The sequence below is a fragment of the Klebsiella huaxiensis genome (assembly GCF_003261575.2).
Lineage (GTDB): Bacteria > Pseudomonadota > Gammaproteobacteria > Enterobacterales > Enterobacteriaceae > Klebsiella > Klebsiella huaxiensis.
The window spans coordinates 4,576,733-4,600,781 of the sequence record NZ_CP036175.1 but is presented as its reverse complement, the minus strand read 5'-3'; the positions used below and the strand labels follow the sequence as shown (position 1 = coordinate 4,600,781).

Below are 24,049 nucleotides of genomic sequence, written 5' to 3'. Positions count from 1 at the left end.
TCTAATAAATCCAACGGTAGTGCTGCAGGTCAATATGACCGCTACCGGAAACCTGCACGCCTTCCGCCAGTAGCGCCTGTCGTTGACGTTGCAGATCGGGACCGGTTAAAGAGATGTCACCGTGGCGGTTGACCACCCGATGCCACGGGAGAGTAGAGCCTTCTGGTAGACGCTTTAACACTCCCCCGACCTGGCGTGCAGCGCGTGGCGAGCCTGCCAGATGGGCAATGTCGCCATAGGTGGCAACGTAACCTTCCGGTATAGAGGCGACAATCTGCCAGACCCGTTGTGGAAAGGTATCGTGAGAATCCATGGTACGTCCTGTTGCCGGAAAACGTTCAGGATAAGCGTTGGACGACAGACTGTACAGATGACGACTCAAGCCGATTTTGCAACGGTAAATTCCAGTGCCAGGCCAAGGATCTGCATACCATGGATATTTTCGTCCGGGGTATTGCTCAGCAGGCTTTCAAGAAATTTCAGGCGTTTGGACTGAGCGTTAATGATAAGTTTAGCCCGCATCGCCGGGAGCTTAAGCGTTGATATCGGGTACACCACGCGGCCGCTAACTTCGATGGGCAACTTGCGCAGTTCAACGTGCTGGAGCACGCCGACGCTGGAGTAAAGCAGCGCAACCGGTGTCACCGCCAGCAGTTGGGCATCGCTAATCGTGATGAAATCCAGCATCAGTTCCGGGCGCAGGAAGTTTAAACCGTGGAAAGGAACGGTGACTTCGTCGATAGGGGGCATCGCCAGGGTGGTGATTAAACGCGGTAATTCACTCATTCAGGTACCATTGAGATAACATATTGATTAAAAAGGATACATAATATCTTTGCCATTATGGATGATGATGGCAAATGGTGCTGAGAGTACGCTCGCAATCTCTTGATTTCACCCCGCTGAAATGTATCGATAAGTATCCTGTGATACTCATTTGCTGGCTTTGCGCAATAAATCAGCAGCCGATCGGCGGTAGCTTGCAATTCACTGGCTCAGCAGGGATAATGCGCCAGCGCGTTAGGTAACTAGCGCTCTCAATGGGGGCTCTGTTGGTTCTCCCGCAACGCTACTCTGTTTACCAGGTCAGATCCGGAAGGAAGCAGCCAGAGCAGACGACGTGTGTGCCGGGATGTAGCTGGCAGGGCCCCCACCCATTTCTGGGTCTCAAAATTTTCTATCCCACAATAAAATTGTGACTTTCTTCTCTCTCAATATTTAATATCCACATTTATTTTATGTATTTTATTTTGTTCCTAAAATGCCGGGTTCTTATGCCAAAAAAACATTTTGTCATAAAGTTGAAATTTAATTGAAACATCACTGTCATTTTTATGTCATATATAGCGTGCAAATTAGTTATGGGAAAATGTTGTTAGATATAAGCTGGAAATATATCTCTGGATCAGCATGTTAACTTCGTGTATTAATTATATGATAATTTTATTTCACGGGAAGCGTGATTATGACCACAGTGGTTCTGAACGTAAAAATTGATGGCGAGTTAAAAGAAAAACTGCGTCAGTATGCGGAAGAAAATAACGAGAATTTAGGGACAGCAACAGAGAAACTGCTGTTGCTAGCTTTTCAGGTAGTGGATTCAGCAGACGAGGCGGGGGTTTCGGAAGAAGATATCGACAGCCAGCATACCGAAGAGGAAACGTCTCCATTAACCCCTAAAGAAATCAAAGCATTACGTAAAATTCTGAAGAAGAGAAAATGAAACAACAACTCTCTACAGCCAGCAACTATAGTGAAGCGTGCGACATGCTACGGTCCGGCTACGTTAAGCATGTACGTCTGAACTGGAATATTGGTAGCGATGAGTTTTTTCGCATTGCATCCGATTGGTGTGATACCGGTGCAAAAATTAAAAAAGATGAAGATGGTTTTATTATATCGCTAAAAGGTTTTGCGATTCCGCGCCAGCATTAATGAAATTATTTCATTTTTGTCATCGGACTGACATGTCGTAATGACAAGATTGAATGGCAATTTTATAAAAACATCTCATATGCATCATGGACGATGGTTTTTGACGGGCTGGCTCCAGCCCGTCGATATTTTATTATATGATTTTCCGCAGACGAAAATTATCTTTCTGTTCCGTAAGGCTATGCCATAGCGGCTGTAGCGTATTGAAAGCGTTGCGTAGTTCCTCATCAGACAGCGTGAAGGGCAAACGTAAATAACGGTCAAATGCGCCTGCCAGACCGAAACGCGTTCCTGTTCCGATATGAATCCCGCGACTTTCTGCCCGTACCGAAAACAGTGTCGCCAGCATTCCTGGTAATTCCACCCAAAAAGAGAGCCCCCCCTCGGGTAACGTAAAACGCCAATGCGGGAAAAACTCAGCCATCAGTTCGCCGCACATGTCCCTGCGGGCGGCCAGCATCGTCCGGCGTGATGGTAACAGCGTTTTTTCATTTTCCAGTAACCAACAGCAGGCCAATTGTTCCACCAGCGGAGAGCCCAGATCGAGGGAGTCGCGTGCCTGGACCAGTGATGCAATGGTTCGCGAAGACGCACGGATCCAGCCTATGCGCAATCCTCCCCAAAAACTTTTTCCCGCCGAGCCGATAGTGATTACCGGCGCGTCTGGATTAAACGTCGCTAGTGGAGGCGGTGGCGGGGCGTCGTACCATAAATCGACCATCGTCTCATCGACCACCAGAGTGGTGCGGGTTTGCGCCGCGATATCGGCAATCCGCTGGCGCGTGGCACTATCCATACAACGACCAGTGGGGTTATGAAAGTCGGGCATCAGCCAGGCCAGTCGTGGGGCGGTTTGTGCGATCGTCGCTGCCAGACCGTCGCAATCCCATCCCTGCGCTGGTAACGCGACGCCAACCGGGCGGCACGATGCTCCCTGAATTGCGCTGATCGCCATGGGGTAGGTCGGCGCATCTACCACCACGCGATCGCCTGGCCCGGTTAATAAACGCAGCACCAGGGCAAATCCGCTTAGCGCTCCATTGACGATCATCACTTCATCACTGCGCGTCGGCAAGCCGCGCTCGCTATAGCGGTGGGCGATCGCTTCGCGAAGAAGCGGTAGGCCTTGCTGATCGTAACCGGTATTGGATAAATGCTGAGGCATGATCTTGAGAGCCTGACTGTAGGCCTGGTGGATCTCAGGTCCAGCGCTGAGCGCAGCAACGGCCAGATTGACTGATAATGGGTCCGGCGTTTTGGCTGTCATATTTACGGGGCGTTCCGGCAGAGCGATCCGCGATCCGCTGCCCTGGCGACTGTAGAGATAGCCCTCCTCTCGCAGTTGCCCGAGCGCGCTGGCAACCGTAGTGCGGCTGATATTCAGAGCGGCCGCCAGTTCACGTTCGCCGGGTAGCCTGGTTTCCAATGCCAGGCGACCATCAAGGATTAGCAGGCGTAGCGCTTCAGCTAACTGACGCCAGAGCGGCGTGCGGGAGGCGGATTCTTGCCAGTTACCGAGCAATCGGACCAGAGATTGTGAACCAAAGCGACGAGATGACATAGCAATCCACTTTTTAAAAACTGGCCATTAATTATCAATCCATTTTTACTGATGATTGCGGAAATCGCAATGACTCTGAGGTGAAAAATGGTACGTCGCTTACTGCAACTTTACATCGGTCTGGTCCTGTACGGAGTATCGACCGCGCTATTTGTTCATGCCAATCTCGGGGCCGATCCGTGGGATGTTTTTCATCTGGGGATTGGCAAACAATTCAGTCTGGATTTCGGTACGGTGATGATCCTGACAGGTGCGGCGGTGCTACTGTTGTGGATCCCGCTACGGCAAATGCCGGGTCTGGGTACAGTGAGTAATGTGGTTGTGTTAGGGCTGGCAGCAAATGCCACTCTGGCGTTATTGCCGCCAATAGAATCGCTCGTATCGAGCAGTCTCCTGCTGGTGGGAGCTATCGTGCTGAATGCACTGGCAACTGGTATGTATATTGGTGCCGGTTTCGGCCCGGGTCCTCGCGATGGTCTGATGACTGGTCTACATGCACGTACGGGGTGGTCGTTGCGCGGCATTCGTACGGCGATTGAAGTTTCTGTTCTGCTGATTGGCTGGCTGTTAGGCGGTAAATTTGGCGTGGGTACCGTACTTTATGCATTAACGATCGGGCCACTGATTCAGCTGTGCTTGCCGTGGTTTCGCCAGCCAATTGCGCGCAAAGGATCGGCAAAACGCAGTGAGGTTATTTCCTGATTTTAAGCCGTCATCAAGTGCAGAGACTAAACTTATCAATTCAGATACAGCCGGGTTCTCCGGTTGTGCTGTTCACTTCGGAGAATTAACTCATGAAGTACGTTGATGGTTTTGTTGTTGCCGTACCGGCGGAAAATAAGGAGGCATACCGCGAAATGGCAGCAAAGGCCGCGCCACTCTTTAAAGAGTTTGGCGCGCTGCGCGTAGTGGAGTGTTGGGCCGACGATGTCCCCGATGGAAAGTTGACTGACTTCCGTATGGCAGTGAAAGCTGAAAATGATGAAGAGGTGGTGTTCAGCTGGATTGAATATGCTTCGAAAGAAGCCAGGGATGCCGCCAACGCCAAAATGATGGCCGATCCGCGGATGAAAGAGTTCGGCGATAATATGCCATTTGACGGTAACCGAATGATTTTCGGCGGTTTCGTACCGCTACTGGATGAGTAATTCATCTCTGCCATCCCCGCAGTCAGTGGGGATGGCAATAGCTTCGTTACAAGCTACTCCAGCCATGCACCATCATATAGAAACCCACCACGATAATCAGCGTGCCGGAAATCCACGGTGCTTTTCGCGACAGATTGTTCAGCCCCGGCCAGCGGTTGGCGACGTGTTTCACGCTTAAAGCCGCAATCGCGCCAGAGGCGACTAAGGTAAGTGCCAGCCCCACGCTAAACCCCAATACCAGCGTCGCCCCCAGCGAGAATTTTTTCAACTGCAGGCAAATGAGCAATACGGTAATTGATGCCGGACAGGGGATTAATCCGCCCGTTAGCCCAAACAATACGATCTGTCCGGTGGTGACCTGTTGCCCGTTAAAGCGACGATTGATCTCTTCCGCGTGCGCTCGCTGGTGGGCGTCCTGCCAGTTATCGGCGGCGACCAGCGGATGTTGATGAATATGAGTCTTGTGTTCGTGCGGGTGGGGGTGATCATGTTCATGTTCATGTTCATGTTCATGTTCATGTTCATGTTCATGTTCATGTTCATGTTCATGTTCATGTTCATGTGAGTGCGATTCGTGCCAGGTACGCCAGAGCATCCAGCAGGCAATCAGCACAATAAGGATCCCGGAAATCAGCTGAAACCAGGGTTCTGATGTTTGAGCGTCCCAGCCGCGACCAAACCAAAGACCTGCCATTGCCACCAGCCAGACCACTGCTGTATGCGATACCGTTGCCGCTAACCCCAGCAATACTGCCTGCTTAAGCGTTCCACGTACCGCCACAATAAATGCCGCCATCATTGTTTTAGAGTGTCCCGGCTCGAGGCCGTGCAATGCGCCGAGCAGAATGGCGCTGGGTATAAAGAGCCAGGCATTGCCCTGTTGCAACAGCGAAGTGAAGTCGTTCATAACATGATCCATTATCAGAAGTTATTGTATGCTACTCCCCCCCAGTAGGCTAATACTACCCCCCAGTAGAAAAATACTCCGGGGGAGTAGGGCATGTTATGCTGTTCTTATTGTGTACTGTGGTCGTCCGTGGAAATGACCAATCAATCAAATAGTGGATCGCGTAATGTCACACACCGTTCGTCACAAGAAGATGTTATTGACTCGATTAAAGAAAATTCAGGGGCAAAATACCGCATTAGAAAAAATGCTTAATCGCGATCATGAATGCGCTGAGGTTTTACAGCAGCTTGCGGCGATCCGCGGGGCGGTCAACGGTATGATGTTGCAGGTCATCCAGGGACACTTAACGGATCACGTCGTTAAAGAGCCGGAGGAAGGCCAACGTGAAGCTGACCTTGACGTGGTCATGCAGGTGATAAAATCTTATCTGAAGTAGATTCAGGAGAGATTTTTCGCGGGCTGTTGTGAATGTGCTTTAAGGTTGTTTTCAGCCCACAGAATAAATTTCTCCTTTGGCAGCGCTTTGCTATAAAGCCACCCCTGGGCGTACAGCACCCCATGACTGCGTAGCCAGTCGCGCTGGCTTTGGGTTTCGACGCCTTCCGCGACGGTTGTCAGGTTGAGCGCTTTCGCCATTTCAATAATGTGTGGCGTTAGCGGTTTGTATTCCAATGTATCGACAAACGATTTATCGATTTTCAGGGTATCGACGTCCAGCTTTTGTAAATAGCTCAGACTGGAGTAGCCGGTACCAAAGTCATCAATGGAAATACGGTGGCCGGCCTGACGATAACCGGCGATGACGGGTAAAGTGGTTTGCGGATCGACGAAACCGCGTTCGGTAATTTCCAAAGTGATCTGCTGAGCGCTGATACCCCAGCGCTGAAGCTGCTCACGCAAAAGTATTGGCAGCGTAGGCGAACGTAAATCATCGACCGACAGATTGATCGAAATGTGTACCTCAGGGCGCTGGCGCAGCCATGCACCCAGTTCGGCAAAAATCTTCCTCACAATATCTTCGGTTAAATGGGTAATGAGTCCCGTCTGTTCGGCAAGCGGGATAAAAATATCCGGCGATAAGAAGCTCCCGTCGGGCTGCTTCCAGCGAGCAAGCGCTTCCGCACCCGCGATTTTTCCACTCTGCAACGAAATAATGGGTTGGTAATAGACCTGAATGGCATTGGCGTTCAGAGCGTCCAGCATCCCGTAACGCGGTGAACGCAATCTTCGTAGCAGGCGAATAAGCAGGAATGAGGCCAAAATACTGGTGAACAGGCCAATCGGCAGCCACAGTATCAGCTGCTGATGGAGTTTTTTCTGTAATGGCAGCGTGGATGACCAGGTGGCGATAGCCAGACCCAGCTCGGGTATACGGTGGAGGCGATAAACGGTGTTATTGAGAGTTAACGTTTCTGCATCCAGATGTTTAATTTGCGCCCAGACGGCAGTGTCGAGCGGTTTACTGCTGATAATGATTTGGTCGTGCTTCGTTCCGAACAGGAGAGTGTGAATTTCTTCCTGACCTAACGGAATCACATCGATAAATGAAACGGGGTCGATCATCACCACATGATGCTCGCTGCCCATTGCCGTCATTTTATGTTTCAGTCCCAGATCGCTAACCGATGTGAGCCAGGTGCGATAGCCATCGGCAGTAATATGGTCGGGAGGTGGAAAGATGACTGAAACTTGATGCTCTTCGAGGGAAGAGCACTGCGGAATACCATCGTGTAACCACAGAACTTCCTGTACGTAGCGGTGGGTGTAGGCAATCTGCCGCATATTGAGCAGATGCTGCGGACTGCAGGTCGCGGCGGTATGAGCATCTGCTTCTTTAAGCGCTTCTCTTGCCTGATCGGCAACCTGCTGAACGCGGGCCAGTACGCGGACGGAAAAATTATCCAGCTCGGTGTAAAACTGTGCTTTAGCTTGCTGAGTTGCCAGCCAGATGCTCAGTACGACCGGCAAAATAATGGCGAGAATCAGTACCCCTGTAACCAGACTCACCTGATGCCGGGCTGTCATGAGTATTTCCTTATTTTATCGAGGGGTTCGATGAGTATACGCGAAAGATAAAAAGAGGATTCAGCAAGCGGGATAAAAAAGGCCCGAACCGCAAGATACTCACGAATTCGGGCTAACAGTGGATGAACCGCGTCGTCCAAAATTTGAACGACGCGGAGAAAACGAGGGCTGGTATGCTGACAGTAAGGGCTATCAGCATATGTTCATATTCTAACGCACAATCATGACAATCAGATGTTGCGCTTAATGGGCATCTGGCGCGGCGATGTCAGCGCTAATCCGCAGGTCATTTTCGTCGAAGACCATGCAGTAGCGATCGTCGAACGCAACGTTGATTTTTTGCCAGGGACGGAAATGAACGTCGCCTGGCAGCAGGATTTTGACGTTATCATGGCCATAGCACTGGCCGAACAGATAGGTGTTATTGCCCAGTCTCTCAACCACTTCACATTGAAACTCAACTATGGTCCCTATGTTCACGTTGGTTGAGAGATGTTCAGGGCGAATACCGAGCGTAACAGCGGCACCAGGCAGCAGCGGCGAGGTGGTGATATTGAGCGTCAGGTTATGGTCTTGCGCCATCTTTACGCTAAGCTGCCCCGGCTGCCATGCGGTTACTGTCGCAGGCAGGAAGTTCATTTTGGGTGAGCCGATAAACCCCGCGACGAATTTATTCACCGGGTTGTAATACAGCGACATCGGCGAGCCCATTTGTTCCACTTTGCCGTAGTTCATCACCACGATTTTGTCGGCCAGGGTCATCGCTTCAACCTGATCGTGGGTGACATAGACCATCGTGGTCTTAAGTTCATGATGCAGCTTCGCGATGTGCAGGCGCATTTCAACGCGTAGCTCGGCGTCGAGGTTAGAAAGGGGCTCATCAAACATAAACACCCGTGGATTACGCACGATTGCGCGGCCGATTGCCACGCGCTGGCGCTGACCTCCGGAAAGTTGTTTAGGTTTACGATCCAGTAGATGAGAGAGTTGCAGCGTTTTCGCGACCATTTCAACCTGACGGCGAATTTCATCTTTTGGGACTTTATTGACCTTCAGGCCATAACCCATATTTTCCGCCACCGTCATATGCGGATAGAGCGCATAGGACTGGAATACCATGGCGACGCCGCGGTGGGCGGGGACGACATCATTCATCACTTCATCGCCAATCAGTACTTCACCATCGCTGACCTCTTCCAGGCCGGCAATCATCCGCAGTAGCGTCGATTTACCGCAGCCAGATGGGCCAACGAAAACTGCAAATTCACCATCTTCAATATCAAGATTCACCTGATGCAGCGTCACTGTACTGCCGAACCGCTTGGTGACATTCCTCAGTCGTATATTGGACATCAACATTCCCCGGGTTAGTAGCGTTTCCTGCCGTTGGGATTTGGGCTGTGACGTATAATTTGTATAACGTGTAACAATTCAGCCGGACGATGCTCAACGACACTAAAATCATGCTGTGACTATAACTTCCAGCGTTTTAGCACCATACATTGAAGTTTCATTTCTGCAATCATGATCACACAACTGGTAGCTTTCAGTAGTTTTATCGACATTCAAAGCGTAGCGTATAACAAATCAAGAATGACGGATGTTTTGTTTATGAAACGCCGTTTATCAATTGACTAAGGAATTACCGGAAGTCAAATTGTCCAATAAAAACCATTAAATTGTTATACCTTCACATGAGGTTGGTAATGAAAAAGAACACTCTTGCTGCACTGATCCTTACCACTCTGGCTGCCGGGCAGCTAGTGAGCCTGCAGGCGCACGCGGCCGGACAGCTCAACGTCTGGGAAGACATCAAAAAATCCGACGGCATTAAAGCTGCGGTAAATGATTTTGAAAAGCAGTTCGACGTTAAGGTTAACGTGCAGGAGATGCCGTACGCCCAGCAGCTGGAAAAGCTGCGACTTGATGGCCCGGCGGGCATCGGCCCGGATGTACTGGTTATCCCTAATGACCAGTTGGGTGGTGCGGTCGTCCAGGGGCTGCTGTCTCCTCTGACTATGGAGCAGGCGAAGCAGGAGGCTTTTACGCCTGCGTCAATCAACGCTTTCCATATGGATAACGTGCTTTATGGCGTGCCGAAAGCGGTGGAAACCCTGGTACTGATTTACAACAAAGACCTGATCAACAAGCCGCTGGATAGCCTGCAGGCGTGGTTCGACTATTCGAAAAAGCAGCGCGAAGAGGGCAAGTATGGTCTGTTGGCGAAGTTTGATCAGATCTATTACAGCTGGGGTGCTATTGGTCCGATGGGCGGCTATATCTTTGGCAAAAACGACAAAGGTGGTTTTAACCCGCAGGACGTTGGCCTGAACAAGCCCGGTGCTGTGGAAGCGGTTACCTTCCTGAAAAAATTCTACACCGATAAGGTCTTCCCGGCGGGGATCCTCGGGGACAACGGGCTGAACGCTATTGATTCCCTGTTCACAGAGAAAAAAGCGGCGGCGGTGATTAACGGTCCGTGGGCTTTCCAGCCGTATGAAGCGGCAGGCATTAATTATGGCGTTGCGCCCCTACCGATGCTGCCTGATGGCAAACCGATGAGTTCTTTCCTCGGCGTGAAGGGCTATGTGGTCTCGACATGGAGTAAAGATAAGGCGCTGGCACAGCAGTTCATCGAATTCATCAACCAGCCGCAGTACGTGAAAGCGCGCTATATCGCGACCGGTGAAATCCCGCCGCTGAAGTCAATGATTGACGATCCGGTGATTAAGAATGATGAAAAGGCCAGCGCGGTGGCGGTGCAGTCAGCGCGTGCGACGGCGATGCCGGGGATCCCGGAAATGGGCGAAGTCTGGGGCCCGGCTAATGCCGCGCTGGAGCTTAGCCTGACTGGCAAACAAGAGCCTAAAGCGGCGCTCGATAACGCAGAGAAGCAGATCAAAATGCAAATCGAAGCGATGCAGGCCAGCAATCAGTAATCAGGTGATGTAACAGAACGGGAGGAGGCCCTCCCGTTTTCAGAAGGAGTCGTGTGTGATTATCAATCCCAGCGAAAATATTGCCGAAGCGCGTGGCGCAGGACGCCATGCGTGGTGCGGCCTGTTGCTGGCTATCGTGCCGGGTTTTGGGCAGTTTTATCATCGCCAGTGGCTGAAGGGGATTGTTTTCCTGGTGCTGCTGAGCAGTTTTATGAGCATTTTTTATGACTTTCTCAGCGAAGGCCTGTGGGGGTTATATACCCTGGGCGAGGAAGTTCCGCGGGATAACTCGATCTTCCTGCTGGCGGAAGGGATTATCAGCGTGCTGATTATCGCTTTTGGCCTGCTGGTCTATTTCCTCTCGTTACGCGATGCCTGGGTTAACGGCAAAAAGCGCGATGAGGGCATGGCGCTGAATAGCGTACGTAAGCAGTATCAGATGCTGCTTAGCGATGGTTTTCCTTATTTGATGATCACCCCCGGCTTTATTCTGCTGGTGTTTGTCGTCATCTTCCCGATTTTGTTTGGTTTTGCCATTGCCTTTACCAACTACAACCTTTACCACACGCCACCGGCGAAGCTGGTGGATTGGGTCGGGTTCAAAAACTTCATCAACATCTTCACATTGTCCATCTGGCGCTCAACCTTCTTTGATGTGCTGCAGTGGACGGTGGTGTGGACTCTGCTGGCGACGACGTTGCAATGTACCGTCGGCGTGCTGCTGGCGATTCTGGTCAACCAGAAAGACCTGCGCTTTAAGCCGATGATTCGTACTATTTTTATTCTGCCGTGGGCGGTGCCTGGATTCGTGACGATTCTGGTTTTTGCCGGGATGTTTAACGATTCATTCGGGGTAATTAACAACGCTATTTTGTCCTTCTTCGGCATCAGCCCGAAGGCGTGGTTGACCGACCCGTTCTGGACTAAGACTGCATTGATCATGATGCAAACCTGGCTGGGCTTCCCGTTTGTTTTCGCCATGACTACCGGCGTACTGCAGGCGATTCCGGACGATCTTTATGAAGCGGCCACGATGGATGGGGCCAGCGCGTTTACCCGCCTGCGGACGATCACTCTGCCGCTGGTGTTGTACTCCATTGCGCCGATCATCATCACCCAGTACACCTTCAACTTTAACAACTTCAACATCATCTATCTGTTCAACAACGGTGGACCGGCGGTGGCGGGGTCTAATGCTGGCGGTACGGATATCCTGGTGTCGTGGATCTACAAATTGACGATGTCGTCTTCGCAATACGCCATCGCGGCCACCATTACGATCCTGCTGTCGATTTTTGTCGTTGGTCTGGCGTTGTGGCAGTTCCGCGCCACGAAATCCTTCAAAAATGACGATATGGCGTAAGGGAAGCAACATGGCTAAATCACCGAGTATTAAACGCGAAAAGTGGATTCGCCTGTCACTGACCTGGCTGGTGGTCATCCTGGTATCAACGATTATTATTTATCCGCTGGTCTGGACGGTAGGGGCGTCACTGAATGCCGGGAATAGTCTGCTGAGTACGTCGATTATTCCTGAGAACCTGTCATTTCAGCACTATGCAGACCTGTTTAATGGCAATGTGAACTACCTGACCTGGTACTGGAACTCGATGAAAATCAGTTTCATGACCATGGTGCTGACCCTCATCAGCGTGAGCTTTACTGCCTATGCGTTCTCCCGTTTTCGTTTTAAAGGACGGCAGAACGGGCTGATGCTGTTCCTGCTGCTGCAGATGATCCCGCAGTTCTCGGCGCTGATTGCGATCTTTGTTTTGTCGCAACTGCTGGGATTGATCAACAGCCATCTGGCGCTGGTGCTGATCTACGTTGGCGGTATGATCCCGATGAATACTTGGCTTATGAAGGGGTATCTGGATGCGATCCCTAAAGATCTGGATGAGTCCGCACGTATGGATGGTGCCAGCAGCTTCCGTATCTTTTTCGAAATCATCATGCCGCTGTCAAAACCGATTCTGGCGGTGGTTGCGCTATTTTCATTTACCGGCCCATTGGGGGATTTCATTCTCTCCAGCACCATCTTGCGCACCCCGGATAAGTACACGCTACCGATTGGCCTGTACAACCTGGTAGCGCAGAAAATGGGTGCCAGCTACACCACTTATGCAGCGGGTGCGGTACTGATTGCCGTCCCGGTAGCGATTCTTTACCTGGCGCTGCAAAAGTACTTTGTTTCCGGCCTCACCTCTGGCAGTACAAAAGGATAACTTCATGAAAAGATTAACACCCGCGTGGCTTGCTGTTTCTCTGGCATGCTGTTTTTCAGCCAGTACGCTGGCGGCAGATGCGCTGCAAACAAAAGCTTTTAACAATATGCCCGCTGATTTTATTAAAGGGGCGGATATTTCCACGTTGCTGGATGCTGAAAAGCACGGCGCAAAGTTTTTTAACCACAACAACCAGCAGCAGGATCCTATCGCGATTCTGAAGGCCGACGGCGTGAACTATGTTCGCCTGCGCCTGTGGGTTGATCCTAAAGATGCTCAGGGTCAGGGCTACGGTGGAGGTGATAACGATCTGGCGGCAACGCTGGCGCTGGCAAAGCGTGCAAAAGCACAGGGCATGAAGCTGCTACTGGATTTCCATTACAGTGACTTCTGGACCGATCCGGGTAAGCAGTTCAAGCCTAAAGCCTGGGAGAAAATGGACTACCCACAGCTGAAAACCACCATCCACGACTACACTCGCGACACGATTGCCCGCTTTAAACAGGAGGGCGTGCTGCCGGATATGGTGCAGATCGGCAACGAGATTAACGGCGGTATGCTGTGGCCGGAGGGCAAAAGCTGGGGGCAGGGCGGCGGCGAATTCGATCGCCTGGCGGGGCTGCTTAATGCTGCCATTGACGGCCTGAAGGAGAACCTCACCGGCGGCGAGCAAGTCAAAATCATGCTTCATCTGGCTGAAGGGACCAAAAATGACACCTTCCGCTGGTGGTTTGATGAAATCAGCAAGCGCAACGTGCCTTACGACATCATTGGCCTGTCGATGTATACCTATTGGAATGGACCGATTAGCGCGTTGAAAGCCAATATGGACGATATCAGCAAGCGCTATAACAAAGACGTGATTGTGGTTGAAGCCGCTTACGCTTATACCCTGGATAACTGCGATAATGCCGAAAATAGTTTTCAGGCAAAAGAGGAAAAGGATGGCGGTTATCCTGCTACCGTGCAGGGGCAATATAATTATATTCACGATTTAATGCAGGCCGTGGCTGACGTTCCGGAACATCGTGGTAAAGGTATCTTTTATTGGGAGCCGACATGGATTGCCGTACCGGGAAATACCTGGGCGACGCCTGCTGGAATGAAATATATCCACGATGAGTGGAAAGAAGGTAATGCCCGGGAAAATCAGGCCCTATTTGATTGTCAGGGGAAAGCATTGCCGTCAATGAAAGTATTTAATTAATTATTCAGCTTTAAACTTCAGGATGTTTATTATGAAAAAATTTGCGCCTTTGAGTCCTAAGGTTAATGCGCTATTGCATGGCGCTGACTATAACCCAGAGCAGTGGGAGAATTATCCCGATATTATCGACAAAGATATTGCCATGATGCAGCAGGCAAAATGTAATGTGATGTCGGTGGGGATATTTAGCTGGGCGAAGCTTGAACCTCAGGAAGGCGTATTTGAGTTTGGCTGGCTGGACAGTATTCTCGATAAACTGTATGCCGCCGGAATTCATGTCTATCTCGCCACCCCAAGCGGCGCGCGTCCGGCGTGGATGTCGCAGAAGTATCCTCAGGTGCTACGCGTTGGTCGCGATCGGGTGCCTGCGCTGCACGGTGGACGCCATAACCACTGTATGTCGTCACCGGTTTATCGTGAGAAAACCTTGAAAATCAATACGCTGCTGGCGGAGCGTTATTCGCAGCACCCGGCGGTGCTGGGCTGGCATATCTCCAACGAATACGGCGGTGAGTGCCACTGTAGCCTGTGCCAGGAGCGTTTCCGAGACTGGCTGAAGGCGCGTTATGAAACGCTGGATAACCTCAATCATGCCTGGTGGAGCGCCTTCTGGAGCCACACCTATAGCGACTGGTCGCAGATTGAATCTCCGGCGCCGCAAGGAGAAGTCTCAATTCATGGTCTGAACCTTGACTGGCATCGTTTCAACACCGCGCAGGTGACTGACTTCTGCCACCATGAAGTTGCCCCTCTGAAAGCAGCGAATGCTGAACTGCCGGTGACAACCAACTTCATGGAGTATTTTTACGATTACGACTACTGGCAGTTGGCGCAGGCGCTGGACTTCATCTCGTGGGATAGCTATCCCATGTGGCACCGTGACAAAGATGAAACCACCCTGGCCTGCTATACCGCCATGTATCACGACATGATGCGCAGCCTGAAGGGCGGTAAACCGTTTGTCTTGATGGAGTCCACGCCGAGCGCAACCAACTGGCAGCCGACCAGCAAGCTGAAAAAGCCGGGAATGCATATTCTTTCTTCTATGCAGGCCGTCGCACACGGTGCTGATTCGGTACAGTACTTCCAGTGGCGTAAGAGCCGTGGCTCAGTAGAGAAGTTCCACGGGGCTATTATCGATCACGTAGGCCACCTGGATACTCGAGTAGGCCGTGAAGTGACTAAGCTCGGCGATATGTTAAGCAAGTTACCGGGCGTGGTGGGTTGCCGGACGGATGCGAAAGTGGCGATTATCTTCGACCAGCAAAACCGCTGGGCGCTGGATGATGCTCAGGGACCGCGTAATCTCGGGATGGAGTATGAAAATACCGTCAACGAACACTATCGCCCATTCTGGGAGCAGGGGATCGCCGTCGATATTATCGATGCGGATGTTGACCTGAGCGCCTATCAGCTGGTTATTGCACCTATGTTGTACATGGTACGCGAGGGATTTGCTGAGCGCGCCGAAGATTTCGTCGCCAACGGTGGTCACTTAGTTACAACATACTGGACAGGTATCGTTAACGAGTCCGATCTCTGCCACTTAGGTGGTTTCCCTGGTCCTCTGCGTAAACTGCTGGGCATTTGGGCGGAAGAGATCGACTGCCTGAACGATGGCGAACGCAATCTGGTGCAGGGGCTGGCAGGGAATGAAGGCGGGTTGCAGGGACCTTACCAGGTTCGTCATCTGTGTGAACTGATTCATACTGAAACGGCGCAGCCGTTGGCGACATACCGCGATGATTTTTATGCCGGAAGACCGGCAGTCACCGTCAACCACTTTGGTAAAGGCAAGGCCTGGCACGTTGCTTCACGCAACGATCTGGCTTTTCAGCGAGATTTCTTCAGCACCATAAGTAAAGAATTGGCTCTGCCGCGTGCGGTTGAGGCTGATTTCCCTCCGGGCGTGGTAGCGACAGCACGCACGGATGGTGAAACCACATATGTATTCCTGCAAAACTACAGCGCGCAACAGCATAGCGTAACCCTGCCACAAGGCTATCAGGACAGCCTCACCGGCACGGTTCTGAATGCGCCGTTGGCCTTAAATGCATGGGACTGCCGTATTCTTAGTCGTCACGCGTAATTTCTCTCTACCCGCGCCTGCTCCTGCGAGCAGGCGTTTTTTTATCTGCTTATCAGGAGTCTATTATGGTGAGTTTAAAATCCTTTCTGAATTACTTCTCCCAGCCTCGTCCGGCGGTATCTTTGAGTCAGGTGGAACAACAGCAAATTGAGCATTTAATTCAGGCTTTCGGCGGCGAGGCCAATATTATTAATGTCGATGCTTGTATTACCCGCCTACGCGTCACGGTGAATAATCTGGCGGTTGTTGATTCTCAGGCATTACAGCAGCAGGGAGCGCTTGGGGTTATTATTCTTGGGCAGCAGGTGCATGCTATTTTTGGTAAACAGTCGGATGCATTGCGACAATTACTAGATGAACACTTTGCTAACCGTAAATAAAATAAAAACGGGATAACTCAATAAAGGGTTATCCCGAAAGTAGAGCAGGTGTTCAATGGCAATAATCATTACCGGAGGGTAATTAACGGCCTTACAGTTGGAGATGAAACGGTTTACATCTTATTACCACCAGGCTTCTACCTGTACGCCAAAGTTCCACGTATTATTGGCAGTCTGATCTTCGAATGGTTTGCCATTTTCAGAATCATTCAAATATGAAGCGAAGATACGCAGTTCCGGGCGTGACATAAAGTCAGGGCCATCGGCCAGGCCCAGCGCAATAGTGTATTTTTCACCGGCCTGTTTGTATTCGGTGTTGTTCTTGTAGCTGTCTTTTTGATAGAAACCGCCCACCTCACCAATCAGGCGCACGTACTCGGTAAACTGATATTGCCCGCGAGCGACCAGCGACAGCATACGCGTTTTATCCGTGTACTCAGTTATGTTGTCTGCAGAGCCCCATGTCAGGACATGGTTAATGGAGAACTTGTCGGTAATCGGGATTAAACCGGTGTTGATAACGCGGTAGCCGGTAGCGTCGTTGACGTAGTTCCACATGTCGTACCAACCGCCGCCCTGGGAGACCATATTCTGCGCCAGCCCTTTGTTGGCGTATTGCAGCACCATTTTGTTGTAACCACCCAGCATATCCTGGCTAATCTCACCGGTTAGCATGACGCCATTTTCAGCATCATACAGCCCGCCGTAAGTGTCCTGCTTTTTGGTGGTATTCGGCATCGCGTAGTCGATACCAAATTCAGTCCACGATCCGGACCATGGCTTCCAGCCTGCGTAGCGCAGATCGAGGTAGTTAATATTGACGTTGCTATCACCATCGACGCGGTAATCGACGTCGTTAGCATCGCCGCGGATCCAGGCAAATGAGACGGCGCCCGGGCCGAGCGTATAGTTTTCGATTCCCGCACCGGATCCGGAAATGTTCCAGTATTTGGTATCGATGATGTGCAGATCGTGGCGTTGATAGTAGCGTTTACCGCCCCAAATCACCGCGTTTGGATCGCCGGGGACCAGGCCTTTGATCTGCAGGTTTAGCTGGCGCAGGCCGAATTGCGCATCGTCATCCAGTGTGGTTTCGTTATCATTGGAGCCGTCAGAAACCATACTGACCATGCTATCAAGATAGAAGCTAACATCATTCTTTTTGTAGACCTCTGAACCTAACTCCAGCTCGCCGTAGGTATCGGACTCGTTACCCAGACGACCAATTTTATTCTTTTGCCATTCGGCCTGGCTACCGTCACCGGAGACCCCAACCCCGGCGCGCATATAACCATGAAAATCGATACCCGGAAGGGTGGCGGAAGCAGCAAACACGGATGGTGAAATCAGCGCAGCGGCCAACGCAACGGAGAGTGTGCGCAGCGTAGTGTTCATGTCTATCCTCTTATTTTTTTGTATTACGTTCACATAACTTGTGTCATGAAATGCCTAAACCATAATTCAGGCAATTTAATGATCTTAATAGTGTGATTAACTGCAAATAAATAAGCAGGTTTTGTTACGAGTAGTGAGTCTATTCACAATTTGTTGTATTGTGAGCGTCATACTTTTATTGGTTGTTGTTGCTCAGGGGATGCGGCAATGAGCGTTTTTTCAAATTGCCCCTGTTACAATCCAGGGATAACAACATAAGGAACCGGACCATGAAGTCTAAAAGCGCGACCTTAGAAGACGTTGCTCGCCATGCGGGCGTCTCCTATCAGACCGTGTCCAGGGTACTCAACAAGTCTGCTAATGTATCCAAAGCCACGCGCAGCAAGGTGGAGAAATCCATTGAAGAGCTACGCTATGTCCCTAACCGTCTGGCGCAACAGCTGGTAGGTAAGCAAAGCCATACCGTGGGATTGGTCACCATTTCCCTCGCATTGCACGCACCTTCCCAGGTAGCCGCAGCGGTAAAACGCTACGCGAACGTTGAGGGCTATCAGGTGCTCATCTCAATGATTGATGAGAGCGTCAACCAAAGTATTCAAGAATCTATTAACGAGCTGAAGTCTCAGCTGGTGGATAAGGTTATTATTAACGTGCCTCTGGAGACCGAACAGGCCCAGAAAATAGCCAATGACAACGATGATATTGTCTGTCTTTTTTTAGATGTCGATCCCTACAGTTCTGTGTTTAACGTTTCGTTTAACCCGGCGGATGGCACCCGAGCGAGCGTCAAATATCTCTATGAAATGGGGCATCGGGACATCGCGCTGCTGGCCGGGCCGGAAAGCTCGGTATCGGCAAAGCTACGTTTGAAAAGCTGGATGGAAACACTTGAGGGCTATGGCCTGCAACCTGTTACAGTGGTTCGTGGCAACTGGGATGCTCAGAGTGGTTACGCCGGTGCGCTGCAAATGCTGCGCGAGACACCGAACTTCACCGCAGTGCTGGTGGGAAACGATCAGATGGCATTGGGTGTCCTGAGCGCTTTTCATCAGCATCAGGTGCCGATCCCGGGGGAGAAATCGGTGATTGGTTACGATGATACCTATGAAAGTTCATTCTTCTATCCGGCGCTGACGACTGTTTCGCTAGACCTCGATTTACAAGGTAAAGAGGCTGTGCGCCGCATCCTTGATAGCGGTGATAACGAAACGCTGCATACTTCCTCTATTCTCCCCGCACGACTGGTTATTCGCCATTCTACCGGGCCGAAAACGGAGCCCGGTAAAGATCTGCAGTCCATAGCCGAACAGCTGCGGGCGTTAGCGCATCAGCTGAATCCCTAATCTGCAACGGGCGGCCTGCGTCGCCCATTACCCTTTTCGTTCTCATGGTTGATCTTTGTATTAACTCGGCGTACCGTATTGTTATGTTATAACGTAATGATCGAGGTCGCTATGAAACCCAACATTCATCCGCACTATCGTACCGTGGTCTTTCACGACACCAGTGCCAACGAATTCTTTAAAGTCGGTTCAACCATCAGGACCGAGCGTGAGATTGAGCTCGAAGGTGAGACGTATCCGTACGTGACGCTTGATGTGTCATCCAAATCGCATCCGTATTACACCGGTAAACAGAAGGCTTTCAATAATGAAGGCAGCACCGCACGCTTCCGCCAGCGCTTCGGTGGTTTTATCGATGCGAAAAGGAGCAAATAATGCAGGTACTCAACTCGTTACGTAGCGCCAAACAGCGCCACCCGGATTGTCAGATAGTTAAGCGCAAAGGGCGGCTGTACGTGATCTGCAAAAGCAATCCCCGCTTTAAAGCCGTGCAGGGACGTAAGAAAAGACGTTAACTTACCCGTTTGCGGAAGCTCTCCAGCGTGCGCAACTGTTGGCCGTCGTTGAAGTTGTCGGCGGCCAGCCACTGCTGCATAGCGTTATCAATCTGAGGCCATTCGTCATCGATAATGGAAAACCAGTCGGTATCGCGGTTGTGGCCTTTTATCACCAGAGCCTGACGAAAACGCCCCTCATACTGAAACCCCAGACGTAGCGCTGCCCGGCGTGAGGGTTCGTTCAGGCTGTTACATTTCCATTCATAGCGGCGGTAGCCGAGAATATCAAAAACGTAACGCATCAGCAGCCACTGCGCTTCGGTTGCCATCGCCGTCCGGCTTAGTAACGGTGAGAAGTGGACATGACCGACTTCAACAACGCCGTTTTTTGCATCAATTCTCATCAGCGCCAGTGACCCGACGGGGAGACCTGTCCGCCCGTCAATCACCGCAAAGTGAATGGGGTCGGCCAGTCCGGCAACGCTATCAATCCACGTGCGGTACTCCTCAATGCTGTTATCTGGTTCGCGCAGCAACCATGTCCAACTGCGTGTATCTGGGGCTAGCTGGTGGGCGGCGAATAGTGCGCTGGCGTGTTGTGTACTTAAAGGCTCAAGGTGGCAAAAACGCCCTTGCAGATTTTGTTTTTCGGGGTGGGGCCGAGGTTGCCAATCGGGCAGGGCAGTACCAACAGGTTGATTAAACTGGTTAAGGAGGCTCATGCGGTTTTCCTTGTTTGGGCGAATGCAATGAGATTAAGAGCTTATTGGTTCTATAAAAAGTACCAAGGGTGTATGTTTTTATGGTGCCACGAGGAGCCGCGATGAATATTCCAGACGATGCGTTTTTTACTTTGTTGGAGCACGGCCTGCGCAGTAGAGGGTGTGAAACCTTGCAGCGTGCGCTGTATCAACTGCTGCGTGAGGCCGTTTTGCAGGGGCGACTGGCAGGCAATAGCCGTTTACCCGGCTCACGTGCTATGGCTCAGCGGTTAGGGCTTTCGCGTAACACGATCAACAGCGCGCTTGAGCAATTGGCCATCGAGGGCTATTTGCTACGCAGCCGTCAGGGGACGCACGTAGCGCCTTTGACGTCTCAGGGGGAGCGTGATGTTGAGGTGCACGCAATCGCGCTTCCCGAGCGCTTACAGGGGTTGCCTGGGGGCATGCGGCGTGATTCGCCCACGTTGCTCTTTACGCCGGGAATGCCTGCGGTTAACTATTTTCCTCTTCCCCTCTGGCGTCGGCTTCTCGACAGAATATTGCGTGAAGAGGGGACCGCGTTGCTGGGCTATGGTGACCCGCAAGGTGAACCTGCTCTGCGCGAGGCGATTGCCCGTCATCTGGCGCTATCGCGAGGGATTTGCTGCGATGTCCGACAAATTGTGATTACGGAGGGTGCACTGGAAGGTATCAATTTATGCACGCATCTGCTGGGCGAAACTGGGGATACCGCCTGGGTGGAAGAACCTGGCTACCTGGGGGTAAAAAGTATGTTTCTCAAAGCCGGGCTTCATATGAAAGGTGTACCAGTGGATTGTGAAGGCATGCGGCCTGATATGAGTGATGAAAGTAAGGCCCCGCGATTGATCTTCACTTCACCTTCACATCAATATCCCTGTGGCGCAGTCATGAGCGCAGGGCGACGACTGGCGTTACTGGAGTATGCACGCCAGCAAAATACGTGGATTATTGAAGATGATTATGACAGCGAGTTTCGCTACAGCGGCGAACCGATTCCGGCAATGTTGGGAATGGTCAAACAGGCACCGGTAGTGTATCTCGGGACTTTCAGCAAAACGTTGTTTCCCGCGCTACGCATTGGCTTTGTGGTGATGCCCTCGGCGTTGGCTGATGCGGCTCAGGGAGCGATTGGTGCACTATTGCGCGGTGGACACAGGGTGGAGCAGCGGGCGTTGGCGTTATTTATCGAAGAGGGACATTACGCGCGCCATCTTGCGGCCATGCGTCGTTTGTATCGTAAACGTCAGCAGCAATTACGGGAGGTTTTGGCAGAGGAGCTTAAGGTACCTTATGAGCTCTTTGGTGGAGAAGGTGGGTTGCATTTGACGGTCGCTATCGAAGGCATTGATGATGAAGCACTTGTTCAGTTGGCTCGCCAGTTTCAGCAGGCACCAGCGGCATTAAGCCGTTTTTATCTTGATGTTAAAAATGCGAAAAGTGGACTGGTTTTGGGCTACGGTAATACGTCCGCTTCGCATTTCATTCCTGCGGTGCGGACGCTAAATCGTCTTATTACGCAGTGCCGGCGCGGGTAAGGGAAAACACATCGTAAAACGAAAGTTCACCCTTGGTATCGACCATTTTTTGCAACTGAGCCTTTTGTTCACCGGCGACGCGTGGTGATTGCAGGATTCTCTCTATCAATTGGTCAGGGACGTACCTCGTGTTATACCACTCGCCGTTGTAACAAACGCGAAAGTCCAGAACATCAATGTCTTCATAGCGATAGCGCGGATAGACGTCAAAGAAGAAGAAGCCGTTGAGCAGGACGAACAGTACGATTAACAGCCAGACAGAATCTACCAATGTTTCTGAACGTAGCATCACGATGAGCGTAGCCAGGAAGGCGGCATACATTGCGACAAACAGCCATGGATGATTGCGAATAAAGCTAATACTAAAACGCGGACGGTTGTCGCGTTTCTCCTTTACATTAAGCTCATCAATGGTGTTCTTCAGCAGCAGCTGTATTTCTGTCATCTTATTCCCCAAATTCTGCTAAGAGCCCGGATGCATGCTTGAAGAACAAGATGCAATTTGGGCTCAGCCTGAAGGCTATTTTATGTTGCGTAAATCACAGGGAAAAGTAACAGATCAGTTGCGAAAAAGCATAACAGTTACAGTCCTTCGCTTGGCAGCATTTTTATGATTTGTGCCGGGTTTCCGCCAACGACGGCATTTGCGGGGACATTTTTCACTACCACGGAGCCGGACGCAATGACGGCATTGTCGCCAATCGTGATTCCGGGATTGATGACTGCCCGACCGCCAATCCAGACATTGTGACCGATGACCACCGGTTTGCCGTACTCTTTACCGCTGTTGCGTTCGATGGCATCCAGTGGATGAGTTGCGGTGTAGATATGCACGCCGGGAGCCAGCATACAGTTATCACCAATATGAATTGGGCAGACATCCAGCATGACGCAATCAAAGTTAGCGTAGAAATTTTTACCCGGGAAAATATTGTAACCATAGTCACAGCGGAAGGTGGGTTCAATATAGGCATCATTAGCTTGACCAAAGAGATCGGCCAGTAATGATTTGCGTAATTCATGCTCTTCCGGTGCTGAAAGATTGTAACGATGCAGCAGTTGCCTGGCACGCAGACGGTCTGCTTGCAAGGTAGCATCACCGGGTAGATACGGCTCACCGGCAATCATTTTATGTTTCTCTTCACTCATGGGGCTTTCCTTATCGTAAATGCCGCCATAGTATAAAAAGAAACCGGTTTCATATGCGCCACTTGCTAATATATGTGATTGATATCACATTTATTGCTGTTGAAGGGGGAGGCGCTACCTGTTGCTTGTCTTTCATTTGAAATATATTAGCGGATAAATTTCCAAACTGAGGGAGGGATCTTGTCGTACAGTTTATTCATCGTCAATTCAGCAAGACGATGGTCAGCTGCTGAGTAAAATACCGTCAGTTCATTATCGGGAAGTTCATATTTGTTTTTTTCAATTACGCGTTCCAGCGTATCAATTGTCTGACAGCGTCGTAAACGCATCAAATAGTCTATTTTGGTTAATGTTTTATCAGACATAAATTCACCTTTTGATTGTAATAATACTAACAAGAAAGACTTGCCGGGTTTTCCCGACTGGCGTTCACGAAGCAACGAAATAACCGGTTGCCTGATTTGCGCCATTTCTGTAGATCTGTTGTGTTAATGCCGTAGTTGCTGAACAGCACGAAAGTGTCATCCAGGTATTCGTCAAGCTGAGTAATCAGTTTATTATCCTCAGCATACTTAATTTTATAATTAAGTGCGAATGCGGCAATGTGCTCGATCAATTCATTTAGTTGAAGATTGACAGCCGAAGTCGGGTCATTAACCCAGCCATGGTTGCTCTCATCAAGGTTTGCAAGACAGTCATGATACAGGGTTTCGCAGAGAAATTTAAGCTGCGCAATATCATGTCTTTTTGGCGAGTATTCGTCCATAAAACATCCCCTTTTAAGTGGTTTAAACGACGACTAACAGCACCGTTGTGGGATGAACACGACTAACAGACCTGACACATACAATGTAATCTTGCTGTTTTAACTATAATCCACTCTCAAAAAGATTTCACCGTGCTATTACGAAAAATTACAATTATCACGGTTAATTTATCTTAAACACTGTGCGCTTTATTATATAGCA

At 50.6% G+C, this 24,049-nt stretch carries 27 protein-coding genes, 1 other RNA gene and 1 pseudogene; 17 read left to right on the top strand and 12 right to left on the bottom strand.

All coding sequences use genetic code 11. From position 1 onward, the window contains the following. Nucleotide 1 precedes the first annotated feature (1 nt). Together DA718_RS22030 and DA718_RS22025 are read right to left on the bottom strand one after the other, a co-directional pair. Complete coding sequence (locus tag DA718_RS22030; RefSeq protein WP_025107157.1) at nt 2–313, bottom strand: MGMT family protein; 312 nt, start codon at nt 311–313, stop codon at nt 2–4. Between the two features lie 65 nt (nt 314–378). Beyond that, a complete protein-coding gene (locus DA718_RS22025) occupies nt 379–786 on the bottom strand; it encodes a dTDP-glucose pyrophosphorylase (protein WP_110273727.1) in 408 nt (135 codons plus the stop codon). Nucleotides 787–1,050: 264 nt separating this feature from the next. Here DA718_RS22025 and ffs point away from each other — a divergent pair. The 3 genes from ffs (at nt 1,051) to DA718_RS22010 (ending at nt 1,935) form a co-directional block, all read left to right on the top strand. Further along, nucleotides 1,051–1,147, top strand: an RNA gene (gene ffs, locus DA718_RS22020) — signal recognition particle sRNA small type. A gap of 318 nt (nt 1,148–1,465) precedes the next feature. After that, nucleotides 1,466–1,723, top strand: a complete 258-nt coding sequence (locus DA718_RS22015; RefSeq protein ID WP_112214153.1) for a hypothetical protein — start codon at nt 1,466–1,468, stop codon at nt 1,721–1,723. Then, a complete protein-coding gene (locus tag DA718_RS22010; RefSeq protein WP_110273724.1) occupies nt 1,720–1,935 on the top strand; it encodes a hypothetical protein in 216 nt (71 codons plus the stop codon). Before DA718_RS22015 ends, DA718_RS22010 begins: the two co-directional genes overlap by 4 nt. A gap of 133 nt (nt 1,936–2,068) precedes the next feature. Here the strand turns inward: DA718_RS22010 and yczR are convergent, their stop codons facing one another. Beyond that, nucleotides 2,069–3,496 (bottom strand): MocR-like transcription factor YczR, encoded by a 1,428-nt coding sequence (gene yczR / locus DA718_RS22005; RefSeq protein ID WP_112214154.1) that lies wholly within the window; start codon nt 3,494–3,496, stop codon nt 2,069–2,071. Nucleotides 3,497–3,583: 87 nt separating this feature from the next. Here yczR and yczE point away from each other — a divergent pair, with 87 nt between their 5' ends. Both yczE and DA718_RS21995 read left to right on the top strand, forming a co-directional pair. Then, a complete protein-coding gene (gene yczE, locus DA718_RS22000; RefSeq protein WP_112214155.1) occupies nt 3,584–4,198 on the top strand; it encodes a membrane protein YczE in 615 nt (204 codons plus the stop codon). Between the two features lie 92 nt (nt 4,199–4,290). After that, nucleotides 4,291–4,644 (top strand): DUF1428 domain-containing protein, encoded by a 354-nt coding sequence (locus DA718_RS21995; protein WP_112214156.1) that lies wholly within the window; start codon nt 4,291–4,293, stop codon nt 4,642–4,644. 46 nt (nt 4,645–4,690) lie between these two features. Here DA718_RS21995 and DA718_RS21990 read toward each other — a convergent pair whose 3' ends face one another. Next, complete coding sequence (locus DA718_RS21990) at nt 4,691–5,551, bottom strand: nickel/cobalt efflux protein RcnA (protein WP_112214157.1); 861 nt, start codon at nt 5,549–5,551, stop codon at nt 4,691–4,693. 166 nt (nt 5,552–5,717) lie between these two features. Between DA718_RS21990 and DA718_RS21985 the strand changes: the two genes are divergently transcribed. Further along, nucleotides 5,718–5,990 carry a metal-sensing transcriptional repressor gene (locus tag DA718_RS21985; protein WP_112214158.1) on the top strand — a complete coding sequence of 91 codons (273 nt, stop codon included), beginning with the start codon at nt 5,718–5,720 and terminating at the stop codon, nt 5,988–5,990. 2 nt (nt 5,991–5,992) lie between these two features. On the opposite strand, the gene DA718_RS21980 is transcribed toward DA718_RS21985, so the two are convergent. Beyond that, nucleotides 5,993–7,579, bottom strand: a complete 1,587-nt coding sequence (locus tag DA718_RS21980; protein ID WP_112214159.1) for an EAL domain-containing protein — start codon at nt 7,577–7,579, stop codon at nt 5,993–5,995. 243 nt (nt 7,580–7,822) lie between these two features. Beyond that, the gene (locus DA718_RS21975; RefSeq protein ID WP_112214160.1) at nt 7,823–8,932 is read right to left on the bottom strand and encodes an ABC transporter ATP-binding protein; all 1,110 of its coding nucleotides are present in this window, start codon (nt 8,930–8,932) and stop codon (nt 7,823–7,825) included. Between the two features lie 353 nt (nt 8,933–9,285). On the opposite strand from DA718_RS21975, the gene DA718_RS21970 reads away from it, so the two are divergent. From DA718_RS21970 to DA718_RS21945, 6 genes are all read left to right on the top strand, one after another. Next, complete coding sequence (locus DA718_RS21970) at nt 9,286–10,518, top strand: extracellular solute-binding protein (RefSeq protein ID WP_112214161.1); 1,233 nt, start codon at nt 9,286–9,288, stop codon at nt 10,516–10,518. A gap of 55 nt (nt 10,519–10,573) precedes the next feature. Then, entirely contained in the window at nt 10,574–11,881 is a 1,308-nt protein-coding gene (locus tag DA718_RS21965; RefSeq protein ID WP_112214162.1) for a carbohydrate ABC transporter permease, read from the top strand. 10 nt (nt 11,882–11,891) lie between these two features. After that, nucleotides 11,892–12,743, top strand: coding sequence for a sugar ABC transporter permease (locus DA718_RS21960; RefSeq protein ID WP_112214163.1), 852 nt, complete (start codon nt 11,892–11,894; stop codon nt 12,741–12,743). Nucleotides 12,744–12,747: 4 nt separating this feature from the next. Then, entirely contained in the window at nt 12,748–13,950 is a 1,203-nt protein-coding gene (locus DA718_RS21955) for a glycoside hydrolase family 53 protein (protein ID WP_112214164.1), read from the top strand. Nucleotides 13,951–13,981: 31 nt separating this feature from the next. Continuing rightward, a complete protein-coding gene (locus DA718_RS21950) occupies nt 13,982–16,039 on the top strand; it encodes a beta-galactosidase (protein WP_112214165.1) in 2,058 nt (685 codons plus the stop codon). Between the two features lie 65 nt (nt 16,040–16,104). Beyond that, nucleotides 16,105–16,419 carry a PTS sugar transporter subunit IIB gene (locus DA718_RS21945; protein WP_112214166.1) on the top strand — a complete coding sequence of 105 codons (315 nt, stop codon included), beginning with the start codon at nt 16,105–16,107 and terminating at the stop codon, nt 16,417–16,419. Between the two features lie 123 nt (nt 16,420–16,542). On the opposite strand, the gene DA718_RS21940 is transcribed toward DA718_RS21945, so the two are convergent. Further along, a complete protein-coding gene (locus DA718_RS21940) occupies nt 16,543–17,814 on the bottom strand; it encodes a maltoporin (protein WP_112214167.1) in 1,272 nt (423 codons plus the stop codon). Between the two features lie 269 nt (nt 17,815–18,083). Between DA718_RS21940 and DA718_RS21935 the strand changes: the two genes are divergently transcribed. From DA718_RS21935 to ykgO, 3 genes are all read left to right on the top strand, one after another. Further along, a complete protein-coding gene (locus DA718_RS21935) occupies nt 18,084–19,157 on the top strand; it encodes a LacI family DNA-binding transcriptional regulator (protein WP_112214168.1) in 1,074 nt (357 codons plus the stop codon). 111 nt (nt 19,158–19,268) lie between these two features. Beyond that, nucleotides 19,269–19,532: a type B 50S ribosomal protein L31 gene (locus DA718_RS21930; protein ID WP_110273708.1), complete on the top strand. Its 264-nt coding sequence runs from the start codon at nt 19,269–19,271 to the stop codon at nt 19,530–19,532. Further along, on the top strand, nt 19,532–19,672 hold the full coding sequence (gene ykgO, locus DA718_RS21925; RefSeq protein WP_003859006.1) for a type B 50S ribosomal protein L36: 141 nt from the start codon (nt 19,532–19,534) through the stop codon (nt 19,670–19,672). Before DA718_RS21930 ends, ykgO begins: the two co-directional genes overlap by 1 nt. On the opposite strand, the gene DA718_RS21920 is transcribed toward ykgO, so the two are convergent. Further along, the gene (locus DA718_RS21920) at nt 19,669–20,376 is read right to left on the bottom strand and encodes a GNAT family N-acetyltransferase (RefSeq protein ID WP_112214169.1); all 708 of its coding nucleotides are present in this window, start codon (nt 20,374–20,376) and stop codon (nt 19,669–19,671) included. The genes ykgO and DA718_RS21920 overlap by 4 nt on opposite strands. A 101-nt stretch (nt 20,377–20,477) precedes the next feature. Here DA718_RS21920 and pdxR point away from each other — a divergent pair, with 101 nt between their 5' ends. Beyond that, nucleotides 20,478–21,932 (top strand): MocR-like pyridoxine biosynthesis transcription factor PdxR, encoded by a 1,455-nt coding sequence (gene pdxR, locus DA718_RS21915; RefSeq protein WP_112214170.1) that lies wholly within the window; start codon nt 20,478–20,480, stop codon nt 21,930–21,932. Here pdxR and DA718_RS21910 read toward each other — a convergent pair. Continuing rightward, the gene (locus tag DA718_RS21910) at nt 21,910–22,377 is read right to left on the bottom strand and encodes a YlaC family protein (RefSeq protein WP_112214171.1); all 468 of its coding nucleotides are present in this window, start codon (nt 22,375–22,377) and stop codon (nt 21,910–21,912) included. The genes pdxR and DA718_RS21910 overlap by 23 nt on opposite strands. 61 nt (nt 22,378–22,438) lie before the next feature. Between DA718_RS21910 and DA718_RS30750 the strand changes: the two are divergent. After that, nucleotides 22,439–22,546: pseudogene (locus DA718_RS30750) on the top strand (hypothetical protein); the annotation flags it as partial. On the opposite strand, the gene maa reads toward DA718_RS30750, so the two are convergent. The 3 genes from maa to tomB form a co-directional block, all read right to left on the bottom strand. Further along, a complete protein-coding gene (gene maa, locus DA718_RS21905; RefSeq protein WP_112214172.1) occupies nt 22,515–23,081 on the bottom strand; it encodes a maltose O-acetyltransferase in 567 nt (188 codons plus the stop codon). The pseudogene DA718_RS30750 and the gene maa overlap by 32 nt on opposite strands. A gap of 146 nt (nt 23,082–23,227) precedes the next feature. After that, nucleotides 23,228–23,446 (bottom strand): HHA domain-containing protein, encoded by a 219-nt coding sequence (locus tag DA718_RS21900; protein WP_110273703.1) that lies wholly within the window; start codon nt 23,444–23,446, stop codon nt 23,228–23,230. A 26-nt stretch (nt 23,447–23,472) separates the two neighbouring features. After that, a complete protein-coding gene (gene tomB, locus DA718_RS21895; RefSeq protein ID WP_112214173.1) occupies nt 23,473–23,847 on the bottom strand; it encodes an Hha toxicity modulator TomB in 375 nt (124 codons plus the stop codon). Between the last annotated feature and the right edge of the window lie 202 nt (nt 23,848–24,049).